We start from the raw sequence: 17,643 nt of genomic DNA, 5'->3' as shown, positions 1-17,643 counted from the left end.
GTTTGGGCCAAACGCAGCCCTTACCTACTGCCCAAACACTTAATTGGAAGAGACGCCCTGTGGCGGCAGTAACCAATGCCGTGTAGTGGTCCATCCCAAAAAGACCCTGGCACCGTCGACGGTCTGACCTTGCTGAGGCAACACTTCGCCTGCGGCAGCCTTGCGCAAACCGATCATCACTGGCAGAAATCTTTCGCGGAAAGCCTGCGGCTGTTTAGCGAAGCAAACCTCGACCGACTCCAAGGCATCTGCGCGTTCATGCTCGTCAAGCATTGCGAGGTAAAACACCATCTGGCGCCAGGCATAAGCTGTGTTCTTGAGCATGATCAATCGAGCATGATAGCAATCGGTGTGCATATGGTGTCGCTTGCAGATCCACTCAAAACTCGCCTGAACCATGCCCGCTAGCCGAGTACTCAGCAAACCTTTCAACCCAAGCTCGTCGAAAAGCAGCGCAAGGTTTTGCGTCGTTAAAATCTGCTGTTGCTCAAGGATGGTGCCATTGGTTGCAGGGTGCCTAGTACCCAACTGCGCCTCCGCCCGCTTTGCACATAAGGCTGCAAAAGCCTCGCGTGCAACTCGCCCGCGCCGTCGTCCTCTAGTTACGAGGCCAGCCAGTTCGTCTGTATCGATGGCGTAGTAACGCGCGTAAAGGGAGCCTGCTATCACCAAGCCCGCTCGCCGGGCAGTGTCTGCGAACTTGGTCGAGAACTGCCCCATGAAGATATCTGCAGCGACCTCCTCCACCAAAGGAAGGTCCAGGTCCGCAGTGTCCACCAGCGTTCCAAGCTCTTGGAGAAGCTTGTTAGGAAGGATGGCGTATGGGAAGGCATGAAGCGTTAATGCCGAGGACTCAACGAGAGACTGCCTCGCTGCACTCTCCGTCCCGATGCCTGACTGTCGATCGCCTTCAATGGCAGCAATCCACGGCAACTCACTGAAGCCCACCTGACGTTGAAGATTCAAAAGCAATAAAGAACGCCTACGGCGGAAGGCCTGATAGGTGGAGGCATAGACCCTCCTCAAGTTTTCGTCGCGTAACCCTGCGCTACTGAGCTGCGCGGTCATCGCGGGCAGCACTCGTGCGACTGTGTCACCCGAAGTGATCAACCCATGCTCAATCAACTCGCTGATTGTTCCGCTGCGACAGCGTTGAACACGTCGCAGGATTGGCGCGGGTATCGCGACACCCTCGCCCTGCGCGCAATCCGCCGCCTCTTCAACATCAAGCGGCATGACCAAATCGCCAAAATCACAGATGCCACTTTGTACTGGATACTTAGAAAGACGCTTTGCCACGGCACGCGCAATAAGATGGTGCACTGGCCCTGATACCTGGCGAAGCTGGTCTTCCCGGAACGCGAGGTGAGAGGCGCAATCCGGCGCGCCATGTTTGCGCACGAAGTCATCGACTATTCGACGAATACGACCTACGTGGCGCCCTGTAAGCGACTGTGCATCGTGAGAGCACTGTTCAAGCAACAGAAACAATTCCGTTACACGATCAGAAGAGCACTTGTTGGTCTCAAGCTGTTCATAACGTGCAGCTAATTCGGCTGCCTGTTCGTGCCATTGAGCCGGGTAAGTGCGACATGGCCAACCCTCCTGATACGTCAGGAGGAAATGCGCAACAGCTGAATCATAAAGAGGAAGACGGGCTTCGATTGTGTGTTTCTGAGCAACGATTTGAGCCCGCGGCGGTAAGGTTAAAAGCAACTGCTTGATCTCACCAACATTAGCGACATGTACGTGCGCGGCTGAAATCGGGAGCTGCGCGAAGGTTGCCGGAAAGAAACGCAATCGGTCAAAAAAGGGAACAATCACGTCTATCAGTGCCCTGGCCTCGTCGTTGCGACGCTGGCTCGACAACCATGCCACTGTCAGCAACGCGGCTTCTTCCGGAACATCGACGCTATAGTCACAACTGGCCAGACGCTGTTGCAGCGTTTCAAGACCATCATCCGTCAGATGCCAAGCGTTGAGATCCAGTCGCTCAAACCCTTTGCGAATACCGGGAACACGAGCGGCCAACTCACGCTCATAGTCAGTCAATTCGCCACCCGCCAACAGGTTGCCGGTTGCAAAGCCGCCTGTAATAACTTCCAGCGTAACCCAGGCAGGTATCTCGGCCAGCGGGGTTCGCGAACCATACTCGGCGGTGCCTTGCAGCATATGTGCAATCACTTGTTGCCAGTGTGAGATACGTCTGCGGGCGTTGAAACGAGCAAGAGGGCTAGAGGTATGATCGTGTGCGATCAATGCCTTGGAAAGTTGGAAGACCGCATAACCTGCGCCCATGCCAGTCGCTCCATTTGCTCTGGAGATGAGTCCAGATTGCCTTTGAATGTGATGGGTCCGGAGGCTGGATTCGAACCAGCGCCCACCCGGTTAAGAGCCGAGTGTTCTACCGCTGAACTACTCCGGAACAGGGGTCGCATTGTCGGGCAACCGCTAAAGAATGTGAAGATCGCAGGTCATCATTAAGCAATGGCTGACGACACTGAGCTTTTTTCTGTCAGAACCACCGGGAATTTTTTTATTATTTAAGTGGCGGATGCTCACCATGCTGAACAAGTTCGGCCTGCTCTCCGAAAAACCGGTCACCACCGCCTAAGGCCTGGAAGTGGTGCCACTGAAACTGGTCAAAGCCGTGCTGCCCGACCCGTCTTCACTGGCCCCTGGCTACACCGGAAAGACCTGCATCGGCGACCTGGTCACGAACAAAAAAATGCGCCCCCAAGGGCGCATTTTTTGTTGGGGCGAAACATAGCCCTCATGACCAATGAGGTCAAAATGTGGGAGCTGGCTTGCCTGCGATAGCGGTGTGTCAGTCAACACATGTATCAACTGACCCACTGCTATCGGGAGCAAGTCGAATGGCCGCACCGCCCCTCCCACAGGTGAACAGTGTTGGCTCAGAGATTTCCCACAAGGCTTTCAGGTTGTCCCTGGGAACTTCGCTGGCTAACCTCCTCGCCGTCGCTGCCCATTCAGCGGCCGGATTTGACCGTCCGATTAATTGAAGTACTGTTGCGCCAAAACCTATTTCAGGCGTTTTTTTTATGCCTGAGGTATCGTGTTGCGGCGGCTGTACGCGGGATACCTTCGGGTATGCCGGATTTCCTTTGATTGCCGGTCGGTCAACCCGCGTACAGCTGCCACCCTCTTCGCTTGACGGCGAACGCTGGCAGCTCCACTAATCTTAGGAATGCCACCATGATCAAAGACAGTCCAAATCCCCCAACCACCCCCTTCACCCTCCGCCCCGACCTGGGCACCGAAACCCTGCTGGCCAATGCCTCGCAAGACCTGGCCTGCCTCAACGACATCGCCGCCCATCTCGCCTTTGAAGTCGAGGGTGCTCAACGCAATATGGCGCTGGGTATCTGCCGCATGCTTGAAGGTGTGCAATTGTTGGTAGACAAAGCGTTGGATCAGGCTCATCCAGTGGCCTGACCCAACAACACTCTCAAAACCAATGACGCTCAACTGTGGGAGCTGGCTTGCCTGCGATAGCGGTCTTCCAGTACCGGATGTATTGGCTGACACACTGTCATCGCAGGCAAGCCAGCTCCCACATTTAAATATCAGTGCCTGTTATTCCAGATTCCGCGCTGAGTTACTCAGCGCTCTTGAGCACTGCAACAACGCCGGCGCCAATTGCTTCTCGGCATCCGCCCTGCTCCACCGACTGGTCGGCGCTACCACATGCACCGCCGCCACCGGCCGGCCGTTCGCACCCAACACCGGCGCGCCAATGGTCATATCACCCAGGAACAACTCCTGGCCATTCACCGCGTAGCCCTGCTCGCGCACCTGTTGCAGCGACTCCAGAATCTGCTCGACGTCCGTCAGCGTCTGGCTGGTGTGGGCTATGCGCTGACTGTTCTCGATCAACACCAACGCCTCCTCCTGTGGTAACGCGCTCAAATACGCCCTGCCCGATGCGGTGCAATACATCGGCACCCGCGAGCCGATCGGCATATGCACCGGCACAAAACCTGCGCTGACGAACCGTGCGATATAGGTCATGTCGTAACCCGCAGGCTCCGTGAGACACGACGTCTCCCCCGTCAACCGCGTCAACTCCGACAGAAACGGGTTGGCCACCTCGATCAACGAATGCGCATCCAGGTAACTGAAGCCCAACTCCAACACCCGGGGTGTGAGTTGGTAATGACGGGTGCGCGAGTGTTTCCGAAGGTAACCCAGGCTTTCGAGGGTAAACACCATGCGCTGGGCCGAGCTTTTGGTCATGCCGGCAGCCTCGGCCACCTCTGCAAGGCTCATGCTGCGGCGCTGTGCGCTAAATGCCTTGAGTACCGACAGGCCTTTTTCCAGGGATTGGTTGTGCAAACTGTTGCGTTCTTCGGACATGGCGAACTCGCGGGTTTGATCGATCAGGCGTGGCGACATTTCTACCGCAAATTGCAAAAATAGACCACTAAATATCGCATATCGATACGAACGGTTCATTTTATTGATTTTCTATAGCGATATACGATTTTTTCCAATCGAAATGGCACAGAGCTTGCGGTTTCATCACCAGCCGCTTGCGGTACTGACGATCCGTTTTCCTTCTGGAGTAACCCGATGAACAGTCTTTCGCCCTTGTTTCGCCGCCTCGCCTTTGCAGTTTGCGCCACGCTCTGCGCCAGCGCCGTGCACGCAGAAAGTGCGTCCTCGTACAAAGTCGGTGCAACGGCCAGTGGTTCGCCGTTTACCTTCCTCGACATCAAGAGCAACAGCATTCAAGGGGTGATGGTCGATGTGGCCGAGGCCGTGGGCAAGGCTGGTGGCTTCACCAGCCAGATCGAACAGACCAACTTCGCCGCACTGATCCCCTCCCTCACCTCCGGCAAGCTCGACTTCATTTCCGCCGGCATGCTCAAGACCGAGGAGCGCACCAAGGTCGTCGACTTCAGCGCCCCGGTGTACGCCTACGGTGAAGGCCTGATCGTCAATGCCGACGACAACGCGGCCTACCCGGACTTGACGCCGCTCAAGGATCAAATCGTCGGTGTGCAAGCCGGCACGGTGTTCTACGACCAGCTGAACAAGCTCGGCATCTTCAAGGAGATCCGCACCTACGACTCCATCGGCGAGATGGTCCGCGACTTGTCGCTGGGCCGTATCAAGGCGGCCGTAGGTGACCAGCCGGTGGTCGCCTACCAGATCCGCCAGAAGCTGTTCAAAGGCGTGAAACTGGCCGCCGACTACACGCCCACCAACGTCGGCGAAGTGTGCCTGGTGGTGCGCAAGGGCGATGCGCAAACCCTGGAGCGATTGAACGGCGCCATCGCCAGCATCAAGGCCGACGGCACGCTGGACACTATCCTCAAGAAGTGGGGACTTGATACCCAGGTGCGTCCATGAACCTGGTCGAATTCCTGCAAAACGCCCAGGATTTCTTGCCGATCCTGCTGCAAGGCGCGTGGGTGACGATCCAGATAACCGTGCTGTCGTTCCTGCTCAGCAGCGCCATCGGCCTGGTGCTGGCACTGCTTAAACTGTCGCCGATCCGTGCGCTGTCGTGGGCCGCCAGCACCATCATCAACGTGATCCGTGGCCTGCCGATCATCGTGCAGCTGTTCTACATCTACTTCGTGCTGCCGGACATGGGCGTGCACCTCACCGCGTTCTATGCCGGTGTGATCGGCATGGGCATCGCCTACTCGGCGTACCAGGCCGAGAACTTTCGCACCGGCATCATCGCCGTGGAACAGGGCCAGCGCGAAGCCGCGGAGGCGCTGGGCATGCGCTCGGTGCTGATGATGCGCCGGGTGATCCTGCCGCAAGCGTTTCGCATCGCCCTGCCGCCCTACGGCAACACGCTGGTGATGATGCTCAAGGACTCGTCGTTGGTGTCCACCATCACCGTGGCGGAAATGACCCGCCAGGGCCAGCTGATCGCCTCGTCGACCTTCCAGAACATGACCGTCTACACCCTGGTCGCCCTGCTCTACCTGCTGATGAGCCTGCCGCTGGTGTATGGCCTGCGCCGTATGGAACAACGCCTGGGCCGGAGGAAAAAAGCATGATCGAGATCCGCCAACTGCAAAAACATTACGGCAGCCACCGCGTGCTGCACGGCGTCGACCTGGACGTGGCCAAGGGCGAAGTGGTGTGCCTGATCGGTCCGTCGGGCTCCGGCAAATCCACGCTGCTGCGCTGCATCAATGCGCTGGAAGCCTACGACGGCGGCACCATCACCGTCTTCGGCGAAACCGTACAACGCGCCAGCAAGACCGTGCACGCCCTGCGCAGCCGCATGGGCATGGTGTTCCAGCGCTTCAACTTGTTCCCGCACCGTACGGTGCTGGAAAACGTGATGGAGGGCCCGGTGTACGTCAAAGGCGAGCCGGCGAAACAGGCGCGCAAAGAGGCGTTAGTGCTGCTGGAAAAAGTCGGCCTGAGCGCCAAGGCCGATGCCTATCCCGAACAACTCTCCGGCGGCCAACAGCAACGCGTGGCCATTGCCCGCGCCCTGGCGATGAAACCCGAAGCCATGCTGTTCGACGAACCCACCTCGGCCCTCGACCCAGAGTTGGTGGGCGACGTGCTGGCGGTGATGCGCACCCTCGCCGATGAAGGCATGACCATGATCGTGGTCACCCACGAGATGGGTTTTGCGCGTGAGGTAGCCGACCGCGTGTGCTTCCTGCATGGCGGCTACATCGTCGAAAGCGGCCCGGCCGAGCAAGTACTGGGCAACCCACAGCAACCGCGCACCCAGGACTTCCTGCGCCGCGTGCTGCATCCCACTGGCGATACGCGGAGCCTGTCATGAAGTCGTTATGGTCGGCCACCGCACCGGCAGCGGTGCCAACACCTGCGCTGCGGGAATCGGTGAAAGTGGACGTGGCAATTGTCGGCGCCGGCTATACCGGTTTATCGACGGCGCTGCACTTGGCCGAGCGCGGCGTGAGCGTGTGTGTATTGGAAGCGAATGAGCCGGGCTGGGGCGCGTCCGGACGCAATGGTGGGCAGGTCAATCCAACGCTCAAATATGACCCGCAGCAACTGGTGCACATGTATGGGCCGCAGCGTGCGGAGCCGTTGATCTCGACGGTGTCGAATTCGGCGGACCTGGTGTTCAACTTGATCGAACGCCACCGCATCGATTGCGCACCGGTGCGCAAGGGTTGGATGCAGGTGTCGTACACCGAAAAAGGCGTGGCAGGGCTACACGCGCGCGCCGAGCAGTGGGCCCGGCGCGGCGTTCCCGTGCAACGACTGGATGCTAACGCCGTGGCCTCGCGCATGGGCAGCTCGGCGTTTGCCGGTGGCTGGCTGGATGGCCGTGCCGGGGCGATTCAACCGTTGGCGTATGCCCGTGGGCTGGTGGCAGCGGCGTTGGCAGCGGGCGTGCAGATTCATGGGCAAAGTGCGGTGACCGGGTTGCAGCGCCAGGGTTCGGGCTGGCAACTGACGACCGCAAATGGCGCGCATGTGAGTGCTGATCAAGTAGTGTTGGCCACCAATGGCTACAGCGGCAACCTGTGGCCGGGCATGGCCCAGAGCATCCTGGCAGCCAACAGTTTTATCGTCGCGACCAAGCCTTTGAGTGGACGTGTCGCCGAGAGCATTTTGCCAGGCCAGGAAACCGTTTCCACCGCACAACGCCTGCTGCTGTATTTTCGTAAAGACAGCCACGGCCGTTTGTTGATGGGCGGGCGCGGGCTGTTCAACGACCCCACTGCGCCTGCGGACTTCGCCCACCTTGAACGATCGTTGGCGCTGCTATTTCCCCAACTGGGCCCGTTGGAGTTCGAGTACCGCTGGGCCGGGCGCATCGCGATCACACGGGACTTCATGCCCCATGTGCACGAACCAGCGCCGGGGCTTACGTTGGCGTTGGGTTGCAATGGTCGCGGCATCGCGTTGTGTACCAGCCTAGGCCAGCAACTGGCCGCGCGCTTGTGCGACAGAGAGGCCGACTTCGCCTACCCGGTCACACCGTTGCAGCGCTTGCCGATGCATGGATTGCAACGCTTTTACATCGGCGCAGGGGTGGCGTGGTATAGCCTGTTGGATCGACTCAACGTGAGCTGACCTCGCCACGATTTCTGTAGTGAGCGGGCTTGCCCCGCGCGGCGGCGTGTCAGGCACTCCACGCTTATCTGACACAACGCCGCGCGGGGCAAGCCCGCTCACTACAGGAATATGGCCGAATTCGCTGGCAAGCCGTTACGGCACCGTGGCCGCTGGCTTCCGCTAGACCGCACAACGGTAACGTCACCCAACATCAGCGATCTCCCGTACCACCTCGATAAACGCGCGTAACCCAATGGGCACATGGCGGTGCCCCGGGTAGTACAGAAACAACCCCGGCCCCGGCGGGCACCAATTCTCCAGCACGCTGACCAACCGCTTGGCCTTCAAGTGCTGCGCCACGGTGTGCTCCGGCACGTAGGCGATACCCAGGCCACGTACGGCAGCGTCCGCCATGATTTCGACGTTATCCAGCGTGAGGTTTCCCGAGGTGTTCACCGTCAGCGACTGCCCGCGTTTCTCGAACTCCCAGCGGTAGGGTTTACCGCTGGGCATGCGAAAAGCAATGCACCGGTGCCGCTGTAAATCGTCCGGCGTCGACGGGGCAGGATGTTGTTCCAGATATCCCGGCGACGCTACGGTGATGAATCGCATCGGTGGCCCCAACGCCACCGCGATCATGTCTTGGGGCACTGACTCGCCCAAGCGAATGCCGGCATCGAACCCTTCGGCGACGATATCCACCAGGCGGCCATCGGTCACCAGGTCGACGCTCATTTGCGGAAAGCGCGCCAGGAACTGCGGCAGTATCGCCTCCATCAATATCCGCGCCGCCGGTTCGCTCGCATTGATACGCAGGCTGCCGCTGGGCAAGTCACGGAACACGTTGACCTCCTCCAGCGCCAATTCGAACTCGCGCAACAACGGCGCCATACGCGTCACCAAACGCTCGCCCGCCGGCGTCGGCGCCACGCTGCGGGTGGTACGGTTAAGCAGTCGCACCCCCAGGTTTGCCTCAAGCGTGCGCATCATATGGCTCAACGTCGAAGCCGACAGCCCCAGTTCATCAGCGGCTTTGCGAAAGCTGCGATGGGTCACAATCAGCGTCAAGGCATTGAGTTCGGCGAGGGACAGCGGCGCTTTATTCATGGGTAATTTTCACTGATTCATGCAGAATTGAACCGATAGTAGCAGCAGTATTCACGGAGTACGGTGTGTGCGGTGTTCGCCACCCCGGCGGCTCGCAGAGGCATTTATCCATGAACACCACCTGGCTGGTCACCGGCAGCTCATCGGGCATCGGCAAAGCCCTTGTAGAACAATTGCTTGAACGCGGCGACCGCGTGGCCGCGACGTTGCGCAAACCCGAGACCCTGGACGAACTGAAGGCCCGTTACCCCGACCAGCTCTGGTTGGCGCAGCTGGATGTGACCGACACACCGGCGATCCGCCGCGTAATGGGGCAAGCCTTCACCGAGTTGGGGCGTATCGATGTAGTGGTCAGCAACGCAGGCTATGCGCTGTTCGGCGCGGCAGAGGAAGTCAGCGACGAACAGATCGACCAACAGCTGCACACCAACCTGGTGGGTTCGATCCAGGTGATCCGTGCCTGCCTGCCGTTTCTGCGTGAACAAGGCGGCGGCCGGGTGCTGCAGGTTTCATCGGAGGGCGGGCAGTTGGCCTATCCGAATTTCAGTCTGTACCACGCCAGCAAATGGGCGATTGAAGGGTTTGTTGAATCGGTCGCCCAAGAGGTGGCGCCGTTCGGTATCGAGTTCACACTGGTCGAACCCGGCCCGACGCACACCAACTTTGGTGCCGCACTGGTCAGCCCTCCCCCCATGGCCGCGTATGAGCACACGCCTGCCGGCGATGTGCGCAGAGCCGTGGCCAGTGGCGAGTTTGCGACGACCGGCGACCCGGTGAAAATGGCCAAGGCCATGCTGGACGTGGCCGCAGTAAGCCCGGCGCCCAAGCGTTTGTTGCTGGGCAGCGGCGCCTACGAGCGCGTGCATGCAGCGTTGACTGAACGGTTGGCGGCGCTGGAGCGCCAGCAGGCGGTAGCGCTGAGTACGGAGATGGACTGATCATCGACGGGGTGGATCTCCAGGGGATTTAGGGCGTGATCCCTAAATCCCCGGCCCGTCAAAACACCGACCACCCAATCCGCTCACTCAACAACTCCAACGCCTTGATCCCCGCCAGTGAGTTACCCGCCGCATTCAATTCCGGCGACCACACGCACACCGTAAATTGCCCCGGCACCACCGCGACGATCCCGCCGCCCACACCGCTCTTGCCCGGAAGCCCCACGCGATACGCAAAGTTACCCGCCTCGTCATACAGCCCGCTGGTGGCCATGATCGAGTTGACCTGCTTGGTCTGACGCGCCGTCAGGATCTGCTCGCCGCTGTGGGCACTCACGCCTTCGTTGGCCAGGAAGCTGAACGCCTTGGCCAAATCCAGGCAGCTCATCTGCAGCGCGCAGTAGTTGAAGTAGCTGTGCAGCACCGCGTCCACGTCGTTGTGGAAATTGCCGAAGGATTTCATCAAGTAGGCCATGGCTGCATTGCGCGCGCCGTGTTGGGCCTCCGATTCGGCGACGATGCTGTTGACCAGGATCTGCGGGTTACCCGACAGGCGCCGCACAAAATCGCGCATCGACAGGATCGGCACGGCAAAACGTGATTGGTTGATGTCGCAGATCACCAGCGCACCGGCGTTGATGAACGGATTGCGCGGGCGACCGCGTTCGAATTCCAGCTGCACCAGCGAGTTGAAGGGTTGCCCTGAAGGCTCATGACCCAGGCGCTCCCAGATGCTTTCACCACCGTGGTCGATGGCTTGCACCAGGCTGAACACCTTGGAAATGCTCTGCACCGAGAACAGCGTATCGGCGTCGCCTGCACAGTAGGCGGAGCCGTCATTGCCATAGACCGCGATACCCAATTGGTTGGCGGGCACGTCGGCCAATGCGGGGATGTAATCGGCGACTTTGCCGAGGCCGATCAGTGGACGAACTTCGTCAAGGATCGACTCCAGCAGCGCCTGCATGTCTTGTCCGGTCATGTGGTATTGAATGGGTAATAAGCGGGGCGCGGAGCATACTTCAATAGGCGCCGTAATCCCAATGTGGGAGCCTGCTCCCACAAGGGATAACAGCACTGCTCAGAACTGCGCCACATCCGACACCTGCTCATCCAGCACATCCCGCGCCAGCGCCCAGGCGCGGTCCCTGGACTCCACCACCAGCAATGGATAACCCCAGGCCTTGCCAAACATCTCGGCAAATGGCCTGAGCGCCAGGCGCTGCGCCGCACTGGGTTCCACCTGGATCATGCCGCGGACGTAGGTTCGCAGTGCCTGCTTGTTCTTCTTCATCCAGATCGACGCTTGCTTGCGCTCTTCATGGGAGTGCTCGTGGTTGTTTTCATCCACGCCTTTTTCATGCAGCAGCAGGAACGCTTGCTGGCGCGCCAGCAGGTTTTCAAACACCCGGAAAGCATCCTCCGCGCCACCTTCGTTCGGGGCATCGAAGACGATTTTCACCACAGGAAAAGTTGAACTGTCGAGTCGCATGGCAGAGCTCCTTGTTGAGAGTGGATCTCACTATAGTGACCCAGCCACTGGACGGCATTGCACAAAATAGCCAGACTATTTCGCATTTCAGCCAAGTTGCGAACGCCGCCATGAAGCACCACCGCCTTGATCTGCACGACCCGCTTATGGCCAAGGATGCCGATGTGTTTCCGCGCGCCGTGGTGGCCGTGGGCGCCAGCAGCACCTCGGACACCTGGGAGCACACGCCCCACGCCCATCGCAAGGGCCAGCTGATGTACACCTTGCGCGGGGTCATCCACTGTGAAATCGAGGCCGGTATCTGGATCGTGCCGCCGCAGTGCGCACTGTGGATTCCCGGCGGCACGGCCCATGCGGCGCGCGGCTCCGGGGAGGCGGAGGTGTATTGCCTGCTGATCGATCCCGACGCCGCCAGCGCCCTGCCCCCGCAATGCTGCACCCTGGCGGTGTCGGGACTGCTGCATGAGCTGATCAGCAAAGCGGTGAGCTTCCCGCTGCTGTATGAAGAGCATGGCGCACAAGGTCGCCTGATCAACACGCTGCTGGATGAACTGGCCGCTGCGCCCATCGAAGCGTTGCACTTGCCCATGCCGCAAGACGCCAGGCTGCGGCGCCTGGCCGACAGCCTGCTGGCCGACCCGACGGATAAAGCCACCCTCAGCCAATGGGCGGTGCGCATCGGCATGAGCGAGCGCAGCATGACCCGCCTGTTGCTGGAAGAATTGGGCCTGAGTTTTGGGCGCTGGCGCCGGCAGTTGCATGTGATCCTGTCACTGCAACGGTTGGCCAAGGGTGAGAGTGTGCAACGGGTGGCGCTGGACCTGGGTTATGAAAACGCCAGCGGGTTTATCACCATGTTCCGCAAAGCGGTGGGCCAGCCGCCGGCGCGTTACCTGGCGGACCGCGCCGGTACCCTCCAGAGCACCGTGGCGCCCATCGCCTTGAATTGACCACGGGTTCTGCGCTGTAGAGCTAGATGGCAACCTTGAAAGCCGATCGCGCCACCTGGCTGTGCTCGGTTACCGGCAACCGCCGCACATTGGCCTCTGCCGAGCGCGCCACGGCGGCCTCCACTTGCACCCCAAGCAACCCCAACAGCCGCGCACGAATCGCCTGGAAACCTTCCTGGCCGGTGTCGCGCGCACGCGGCAGGTCAATCCTCAGTTGCTCGGCAATCTTGCCGTTTTCCAATACGATCACGCGGTCTGCCAGCAGGATCGCCTCGTCCACGTCGTGGGTCACCAGCAGCACGGCAGGCGTGTGCTTGCGCCACAGTTCGACGATCAGGCGATGCATCTTGATGCGGGTCAAGGCATCGAGGGCGGCGAAAGGTTCGTCGAGCAGCAATAGCTTGGGTTCGCGCACCAGGCCACGGGCCAGGGCGACACGTTGAGCTTCGCCGCCGGACAGGGTCGCCGGGTAGGCGTCGAGGCGATGGGCCAGGCCAACTTCGGTCAGCGCTTGCACCGCACGCGCCTTGGCATCGGGAATACGCAGGCCCAGCACTACGTTTTTCCAGGCGCGTTTCCAGGGCATCAGGCGCGGTTCCTGAAACACCGCCGCCCGCGCCTTGGGCACGCGCAGTTGGCCGCTGTCGATGCTGTCCAACCCGGCCAGGCTGCGCAGCAAAGTGGTCTTGCCCGAGCCGCTGGCGCCGAGCAAGGCAACAAACTCACCGGGAGCGATGTCCAGGTCCAGGCCGTCGATAACCCGCTGCTCGCCAAATTGACGGACCACATTGCGCAGTTGCACTGGCGCTTGAAGTGTCGACATGTCAGTTCCTCACAAAAGATGGGCGCCAGGCCAGGGCGAAGCGTTCGAGGGTGCGGATCAGGCCGTCGATCAACAGGCCGAGCACGCTGTAGATCAACAGGCAGATCACGATCACGTCGGTGCGCATGAAGTCCCGCGCATCGCTGGCCAGGAAGCCGATGCCGGCGGTGGTGTTGATCTGCTCGACAAACACCAGGGCCAGCCAGGAGATACCCAACGCATAGCGCAGGCCAACGAAGAACGAAGGCAACGAGCCCGGCAAAATTACATGCCAGATCAGCTCTCGGCGGTTGAGGCCCAGGGTGTTGGCGGCTTCGATCAATTTGGGGTCGATATTGCGAATGCCGGCGAACAGGTTGAGGTACACCGGGAACGTGGTGCCCACGACAATCAAGGCAATCTTGGTGAATTCGCCAATGCCGAACCACAGGATAAACAGCGGCACCAGCGCCAGGGACGGAATGGTGCGCACCATCTGCATGGGCGAATCGAGGATCACCTCACCGCGTCGGGACAAGCCGCTGATCAACGCTGCCGCCACACCAATGCTCACGCCAATGCCCAAGCCGAACAGCGCGCGTTGCAGGGAGACCAGCAGGTGTTTGCCCAGTTCGCCGGACACGATCATCGCCCACAGTGTGCCGCCGATCTGCGACGGCGCCGCGATGACCCGCGAAGGTATCCAGCCCAACTGCGAGGCCAGCTCCCAGAGCAGCAACAGCACCAGGGGGCTGACCAGTCGCAACAGCGCGTCGGGTGTGCGCCAGTTGCGTGTTGCCTTGAGTTGAACGGCGGGCTTGTTGATGAAGAGCGTCTCGGTCATCAGGCTTGCTTCCTTATCTAGACTGGACCCCATGCTAATCGCATAAAAAACAGCTGTGAAAGTCTTTCCAGGAATAACCTAATACACACAAGATGCAAATTACTGATACATCTAACAATTAATGATTCAACATTTTAATAATTAGGTTAGAACCAAACGGCATTTTACAGCCCCGCCCCCTGCCCCTACTTTTGGACGCGAATAGCCGACCCCCTGCCCGGTGGAGGTGCCCATCCCGTACACGACAAGGACAGACCATGAGCATTGAATTCATCGGCTACATCGGCGGCCACCACGCCTCCGAGATCCACCCGCGCAGCGGCCCTACCCTGCAACCGGACTACGTGGAAACCGTGGCCCGCGCCCACGAAGAGGCCGGGTTCGACCGCGCCTTGGTGGCCTTCCATTCCAACAGCCCGGACAGCACGCTGATCGCCGCCCACGCCGCCAGCGTGACCCAGAAGCTGCAATTTTTGATTGCCCACCGCCCGGGTTTTGCCCAGCCGACCCTGGCCGCACGCCAGTTCACCACCCTGGACGTATTCAACGGCGGCCGCACCGCCGTGCACATCATTACTGGCGGCGATGATCGCGAACTGCGCGCCGACGGCAGCCATATCGGCAAGGACGAACGCTATGCCCGCACCGACGAATACCTGAGTGTGGTGCGCCAGGAATGGACCAGCGAGCAGCCGTTCGATTTCGAGGGCACTTACTATCAGGTCGAAGGCGCCTATTCGACGGTGAAGTCACCGCAGCAACCGCATATTCCGTTGTACTTTGGCGGCTCTTCCCCCGCCGCTATCGCTGTCGCCGGCAAGCACGCCGATGTGTACGCGCTGTGGGGCGAGACCTACGAACAAGTCCGCGAGATCGTGACCCAGGTGCGCGCCGAAGCAGCCAAGCATGGGCGCACGATTCGCTTCAGCCTGTCGCTGCGCCCGATCCTCGCCGAGACCGAAGAACTGGCATGGGCGCGCGCCGACAGCATCCTGCAACAAGCCACTGAACTGGCCGAGAAGCATGGATTTGTACGCCGCGAACCGCCGAATGAAGGCTCGCGCCGGTTGCTGGCGGCAGCGGCGCAGGGGTCGCGGTTGGATAAGCGCTTGTGGACCGGGATTGCCGGCTTGCTCGGCGCGCAAGGCAACTCCACCTCGCTGGTGGGCACCGCTGACCAAGTGGCCGAGGCGTTGGTGGATTACTACGACCTGGGCATTACCACGTTCCTGATTCGTGGGTTTGATCCGCTGAACGATGCGATTGACTACGGCAAACGCTTGATCCCGCTCACCCGCCAGTTGATCGCCGAACGCGAGCAGTCCAAGCAAGTCGCTTAAATCAAAAACACTGCAAAACAGATGTGGGAGCTGGCTTGCCTGCGATAGCATCAACTCGGTACATCTGAATAACCGAGGTGTTTGCATCGCAGGCAAGCCAGCTCCCACATGTTGATCTGCTGTGTACCTTGGATCAGTTTTTGTAGTCGGTATCGGTGCGCTCCAACTGGCGCACCAACGCATTCCAATGCCGCGCCACACCCGGCCCATCGCCACTGGCAAACACCTTGGCCTGTTGCTCGACCTTCTGCACCACTTCCGCCGGCGGGAAAATCAACTCCGCATTGCCTGCCGCCTGCGCCGCCACCTGGATATTGCACGCGCGCTCCAACTGCTGCAGTTGCTGAAACGCATGCTCCACACTCACCCCTGCAGTCAACAAGCCGTGGTTGCGCAGGATCATCACACTCTTGTCACCCAGGTCGGCCACCAGGCGCTCGCGCTCGTCCAGGTCGAGGGCTACGCCCTCATAACCGTGGTACGCCACGCGCCCGGAAAAACCGATGGAGTGCTGGGAGATCGGCAACAGACCGTCCTTCTGCGCCGACACCGCAATACCGTCACGAGTATGGGTGTGCAGCACCGCTTGCAGGTCATGGCGCGCGCCATGGATGGCACTGTGAATCACATAACCGGCGTAGTTGATGCCCAGGCCGGTCGGGTCGTCGACGATGGTGCCGTCGAGGTCGACCTTGACCAGGTTGGAGGCGCTGATTTCATCGAACAGCAACCCGAAAGCGTTGATCAGGAAGTGCTCATCCGGGCCCGGCACGCGGGCGGAGAAGTGGGTGTAGATGTGGTCAGTCCACTTGTACAAGGCCGCCAGGCGATACGCGGCGGCCAGCTTGACGCGCACTTCCCATTCTTCCGGAGTGACGCGCTGGCGAACATTGTTGGAAACACTGGAAATCGAGGTGACGCTGCTCATGGCAAAACTTCCTGGATGGCCTTAAGGACTTCCAGGCAAGCCTATGGGATGCAAAAAAATAATAAAAAGCACATTTTAATCTAAGCTAATTATTATTTTTTTTCATAACTCCATCAGCTTCTACACCGGTCAGTGTGAGAGGCGGGATTACCCCCGCTCACTACAAATGCGGCTGTGCCTTTGATGTAGCGTCAGGCAGCGTCGCGGATTTTGTGCAAGGAAGCCGCGACCAGTTTGCCAAACGCATCCACCGGCCCCTGCAAGTTGCCCAGGAAGTGCGGATAGATCAGCCACAAATCCATCACCGGCTTGAAGTCCTTGAGCGGCATCACCGCCAGTTGATCGCGATGGGCGCTGCGTTCCAGCAACGGGCGCGGCACTAGGCCCAGGCCCAAACCATCTGCCACCAGGCCCAACTGCAGCTCAGTGCCGAAGGTTTCCAGGTTCACCCGCAACGCCAACCCTTGATCCGACAAGGTGCGCTGCAAACCCGCACGGAAGCCGCAACCATCCGGGTTCAATATCCAACCGCTCTGGTACACATCCGCCAACTTGCACGGCTTCTTCGGCAACTGCGCCTTGGCACACACCACCACCAACTCCATCTTGCCGATGGACTCGCCAACCACGTTGTCGGGGAAGATCTTGCCCGCCGGGAACAACGCCGCCGCCGCATCCAGCTCGCCGCGTTCGATCTTGCCCACCAACTGACTGCCCCAGCCGGTGGCGACCTGGGCGCGCAGGTCGGCGTATTCGGTACGCAGGTGCTTGAGCGCATCCAGCAACACCACATCGCCAATGGTCTGCGGCACGCCCAGGCGCAGCAGGCCAGTGGGCGGTGCGTCGGTGGCCACCAGCTCGCGCAGGGCATCCATCTCGCGCAGGATCAGCCGGCACTGCTCATAAACGCGAGTACCGATCAGCGTAGGCTTGAGGGGTTTGGTATTGCGGTCGAACAGCTCCACCCCAAGTGCCTGCTCAAAGTTCTGCACGCGACGGGTGATGGCCGGCTGGGTCAGTTGCAACGACTCGGCGGCATGGCTGATGGACTGGCAACGAATCACTTCGACAAAGGCATCGATATCGTCAATTTTCATTTGGGCCGCACATAGAGAACAGTCATTAAGATGTGTGCAAAGCATAGTTGCAGGAAGGCTGTCTGGATAGCCCGTGCTGTGATCGATAACGTCTAACCCTAGTCGGAC

Annotated in this window: 17 protein-coding genes, 1 tRNA gene and 1 pseudogene; 9 read left to right on the top strand and 10 right to left on the bottom strand. The window is 60.1% G+C overall.

Translation table 11 applies throughout. The features are described 5' to 3' along the window. Positions 1-39: 39 nt before the first annotated feature. Together CFE47_RS00985 and CFE47_RS00980 are read right to left on the bottom strand one after the other, a co-directional pair. Positions 40-2,298 (bottom strand): hypothetical protein, encoded by a 2,259-nt coding sequence (locus CFE47_RS00985; RefSeq protein ID WP_286835097.1) that lies wholly within the window; start codon positions 2,296-2,298, stop codon positions 40-42. Positions 2,299-2,350: 52 nt separating this feature from the next. Next, a tRNA-Lys gene (locus CFE47_RS00980) sits at positions 2,351-2,425 on the bottom strand. Positions 2,426-2,566: 141 nt separating this feature from the next. Here CFE47_RS00980 and CFE47_RS31705 point away from each other — a divergent pair. Then, positions 2,567-2,728, top strand: a pseudogene (locus tag CFE47_RS31705) (saccharopine dehydrogenase); the annotation flags it as partial. A 488-nt stretch (positions 2,729-3,216) separates the two neighbouring features. Beyond that, a complete protein-coding gene (locus CFE47_RS00970; RefSeq protein WP_286835096.1) occupies positions 3,217-3,456 on the top strand; it encodes a DUF6124 family protein in 240 nt (79 codons plus the stop codon). Positions 3,457-3,597: 141 nt separating this feature from the next. Here the strand turns inward: CFE47_RS00970 and CFE47_RS00965 are convergent, their stop codons facing one another. Beyond that, positions 3,598-4,377: an IclR family transcriptional regulator gene (locus tag CFE47_RS00965; RefSeq protein WP_185707044.1), complete on the bottom strand. Its 780-nt coding sequence runs from the start codon at positions 4,375-4,377 to the stop codon at positions 3,598-3,600. Positions 4,378-4,593: 216 nt separating this feature from the next. On the opposite strand from CFE47_RS00965, the gene CFE47_RS00960 reads away from it, so the two are divergent. From CFE47_RS00960 to CFE47_RS00945, 4 genes are read left to right on the top strand one after another with little or no spacing between them, the layout of a single operon-like run. Then, positions 4,594-5,376 (top strand): ABC transporter substrate-binding protein, encoded by a 783-nt coding sequence (locus CFE47_RS00960; RefSeq protein WP_286835095.1) that lies wholly within the window; start codon positions 4,594-4,596, stop codon positions 5,374-5,376. Further along, a complete protein-coding gene (locus CFE47_RS00955) occupies positions 5,373-6,041 on the top strand; it encodes an amino acid ABC transporter permease (protein ID WP_286835094.1) in 669 nt (222 codons plus the stop codon). The genes CFE47_RS00960 and CFE47_RS00955 overlap by 4 nt, the downstream gene beginning before the upstream one ends. Further along, positions 6,038-6,790, top strand: coding sequence for an amino acid ABC transporter ATP-binding protein (locus tag CFE47_RS00950; protein ID WP_286835093.1), 753 nt, complete (start codon positions 6,038-6,040; stop codon positions 6,788-6,790). Before CFE47_RS00955 ends, CFE47_RS00950 begins: the two co-directional genes overlap by 4 nt. Further along, positions 6,787-8,055: an NAD(P)/FAD-dependent oxidoreductase gene (locus CFE47_RS00945; protein WP_286835092.1), complete on the top strand. Its 1,269-nt coding sequence runs from the start codon at positions 6,787-6,789 to the stop codon at positions 8,053-8,055. The genes CFE47_RS00950 and CFE47_RS00945 overlap by 4 nt, the downstream gene beginning before the upstream one ends. A gap of 183 nt (positions 8,056-8,238) precedes the next feature. On the opposite strand, the gene CFE47_RS00940 is transcribed toward CFE47_RS00945, so the two are convergent. Next, on the bottom strand, positions 8,239-9,144 hold the full coding sequence (locus CFE47_RS00940; protein ID WP_286835091.1) for a LysR family transcriptional regulator: 906 nt from the start codon (positions 9,142-9,144) through the stop codon (positions 8,239-8,241). A 110-nt stretch (positions 9,145-9,254) separates the two neighbouring features. Here CFE47_RS00940 and CFE47_RS00935 point away from each other — a divergent pair, with 110 nt between their 5' ends. Beyond that, positions 9,255-10,082: an SDR family oxidoreductase gene (locus CFE47_RS00935; RefSeq protein WP_286835090.1), complete on the top strand. Its 828-nt coding sequence runs from the start codon at positions 9,255-9,257 to the stop codon at positions 10,080-10,082. Between the two features lie 58 nt (positions 10,083-10,140). Here the strand turns inward: CFE47_RS00935 and glsB are convergent, their stop codons facing one another. Together glsB and CFE47_RS00925 are read right to left on the bottom strand one after the other, a co-directional pair. Further along, the gene (gene glsB / locus CFE47_RS00930) at positions 10,141-11,049 is read right to left on the bottom strand and encodes a glutaminase B (RefSeq protein ID WP_286835680.1); all 909 of its coding nucleotides are present in this window, start codon (positions 11,047-11,049) and stop codon (positions 10,141-10,143) included. Between the two features lie 114 nt (positions 11,050-11,163). After that, a complete protein-coding gene (locus tag CFE47_RS00925) occupies positions 11,164-11,574 on the bottom strand; it encodes a hypothetical protein (protein WP_286835089.1) in 411 nt (136 codons plus the stop codon). Between the two features lie 110 nt (positions 11,575-11,684). On the opposite strand from CFE47_RS00925, the gene CFE47_RS00920 reads away from it, so the two are divergent. Then, the gene (locus CFE47_RS00920) at positions 11,685-12,524 is read left to right on the top strand and encodes an AraC family transcriptional regulator (RefSeq protein ID WP_286835679.1); all 840 of its coding nucleotides are present in this window, start codon (positions 11,685-11,687) and stop codon (positions 12,522-12,524) included. A gap of 22 nt (positions 12,525-12,546) precedes the next feature. Here the strand turns inward: CFE47_RS00920 and CFE47_RS00915 are convergent, their stop codons facing one another. Together CFE47_RS00915 and CFE47_RS00910 are read right to left on the bottom strand one after the other, a co-directional pair. Continuing rightward, positions 12,547-13,347, bottom strand: a complete 801-nt coding sequence (locus CFE47_RS00915; protein WP_286835088.1) for an ABC transporter ATP-binding protein — start codon at positions 13,345-13,347, stop codon at positions 12,547-12,549. Between the two features lies 1 nt (position 13,348). After that, on the bottom strand, positions 13,349-14,170 hold the full coding sequence (locus CFE47_RS00910) for an ABC transporter permease (protein WP_286835087.1): 822 nt from the start codon (positions 14,168-14,170) through the stop codon (positions 13,349-13,351). A 257-nt stretch (positions 14,171-14,427) separates the two neighbouring features. Here CFE47_RS00910 and CFE47_RS00905 point away from each other — a divergent pair, with 257 nt between their 5' ends. Then, positions 14,428-15,510, top strand: a complete 1,083-nt coding sequence (locus CFE47_RS00905) for an LLM class flavin-dependent oxidoreductase (RefSeq protein WP_286835086.1) — start codon at positions 14,428-14,430, stop codon at positions 15,508-15,510. Between the two features lie 133 nt (positions 15,511-15,643). Here the strand turns inward: CFE47_RS00905 and CFE47_RS00900 are convergent, their stop codons facing one another. Then, complete coding sequence (locus CFE47_RS00900; RefSeq protein WP_185707007.1) at positions 15,644-16,438, bottom strand: class II aldolase/adducin family protein; 795 nt, start codon at positions 16,436-16,438, stop codon at positions 15,644-15,646. A gap of 191 nt (positions 16,439-16,629) precedes the next feature. Beyond that, positions 16,630-17,535, bottom strand: a complete 906-nt coding sequence (locus CFE47_RS00895) for a LysR family transcriptional regulator (RefSeq protein WP_286835085.1) — start codon at positions 17,533-17,535, stop codon at positions 16,630-16,632. Positions 17,536-17,643 lie beyond the last annotated feature (108 nt).

Source organism: Pseudomonas sp. PGPPP1 (assembly GCF_002255865.1).
Lineage (GTDB): Bacteria > Pseudomonadota > Gammaproteobacteria > Pseudomonadales > Pseudomonadaceae > Aquipseudomonas > Aquipseudomonas cremoris.
This window is presented reverse-complemented; position numbering and strand designations above follow the sequence as displayed.

What these genes read in the sequence shown, in the direction of transcription:
- CFE47_RS00985 (WP_286835097.1), bottom strand. Translation starts at nt 2,298, where the DNA reads ATGGGCGCAGGTTATGCGGTCTTCCAACTTTCCAAGGCATTGATCGCA.
- CFE47_RS00970 (WP_286835096.1), top strand. Translation starts at nt 3,217, where the DNA reads ATGATCAAAGACAGTCCAAATCCCCCAACCACCCCCTTCACCCTCCGC.
- CFE47_RS00965 (WP_185707044.1), bottom strand. Translation starts at nt 4,377, where the DNA reads ATGTCCGAAGAACGCAACAGTTTGCACAACCAATCCCTGGAAAAAGGC.
- CFE47_RS00960 (WP_286835095.1), top strand. Translation starts at nt 4,594, where the DNA reads ATGAACAGTCTTTCGCCCTTGTTTCGCCGCCTCGCCTTTGCAGTTTGC.
- CFE47_RS00955 (WP_286835094.1), top strand. Translation starts at nt 5,373, where the DNA reads ATGAACCTGGTCGAATTCCTGCAAAACGCCCAGGATTTCTTGCCGATC.
- CFE47_RS00950 (WP_286835093.1), top strand. Translation starts at nt 6,038, where the DNA reads ATGATCGAGATCCGCCAACTGCAAAAACATTACGGCAGCCACCGCGTG.
- CFE47_RS00945 (WP_286835092.1), top strand. Translation starts at nt 6,787, where the DNA reads ATGAAGTCGTTATGGTCGGCCACCGCACCGGCAGCGGTGCCAACACCT.
- CFE47_RS00940 (WP_286835091.1), bottom strand. Translation starts at nt 9,144, where the DNA reads ATGAATAAAGCGCCGCTGTCCCTCGCCGAACTCAATGCCTTGACGCTG.
- CFE47_RS00935 (WP_286835090.1), top strand. Translation starts at nt 9,255, where the DNA reads ATGAACACCACCTGGCTGGTCACCGGCAGCTCATCGGGCATCGGCAAA.
- glsB (WP_286835680.1), bottom strand. Translation starts at nt 11,049, where the DNA reads ATGCAGGCGCTGCTGGAGTCGATCCTTGACGAAGTTCGTCCACTGATC.
- CFE47_RS00925 (WP_286835089.1), bottom strand. Translation starts at nt 11,574, where the DNA reads ATGCGACTCGACAGTTCAACTTTTCCTGTGGTGAAAATCGTCTTCGAT.
- CFE47_RS00920 (WP_286835679.1), top strand. Translation starts at nt 11,685, where the DNA reads ATGAAGCACCACCGCCTTGATCTGCACGACCCGCTTATGGCCAAGGAT.
- CFE47_RS00915 (WP_286835088.1), bottom strand. Translation starts at nt 13,347, where the DNA reads ATGTCGACACTTCAAGCGCCAGTGCAACTGCGCAATGTGGTCCGTCAA.
- CFE47_RS00910 (WP_286835087.1), bottom strand. Translation starts at nt 14,170, where the DNA reads ATGACCGAGACGCTCTTCATCAACAAGCCCGCCGTTCAACTCAAGGCA.
- CFE47_RS00905 (WP_286835086.1), top strand. Translation starts at nt 14,428, where the DNA reads ATGAGCATTGAATTCATCGGCTACATCGGCGGCCACCACGCCTCCGAG.
- CFE47_RS00900 (WP_185707007.1), bottom strand. Translation starts at nt 16,438, where the DNA reads ATGAGCAGCGTCACCTCGATTTCCAGTGTTTCCAACAATGTTCGCCAG.
- CFE47_RS00895 (WP_286835085.1), bottom strand. Translation starts at nt 17,535, where the DNA reads ATGAAAATTGACGATATCGATGCCTTTGTCGAAGTGATTCGTTGCCAG.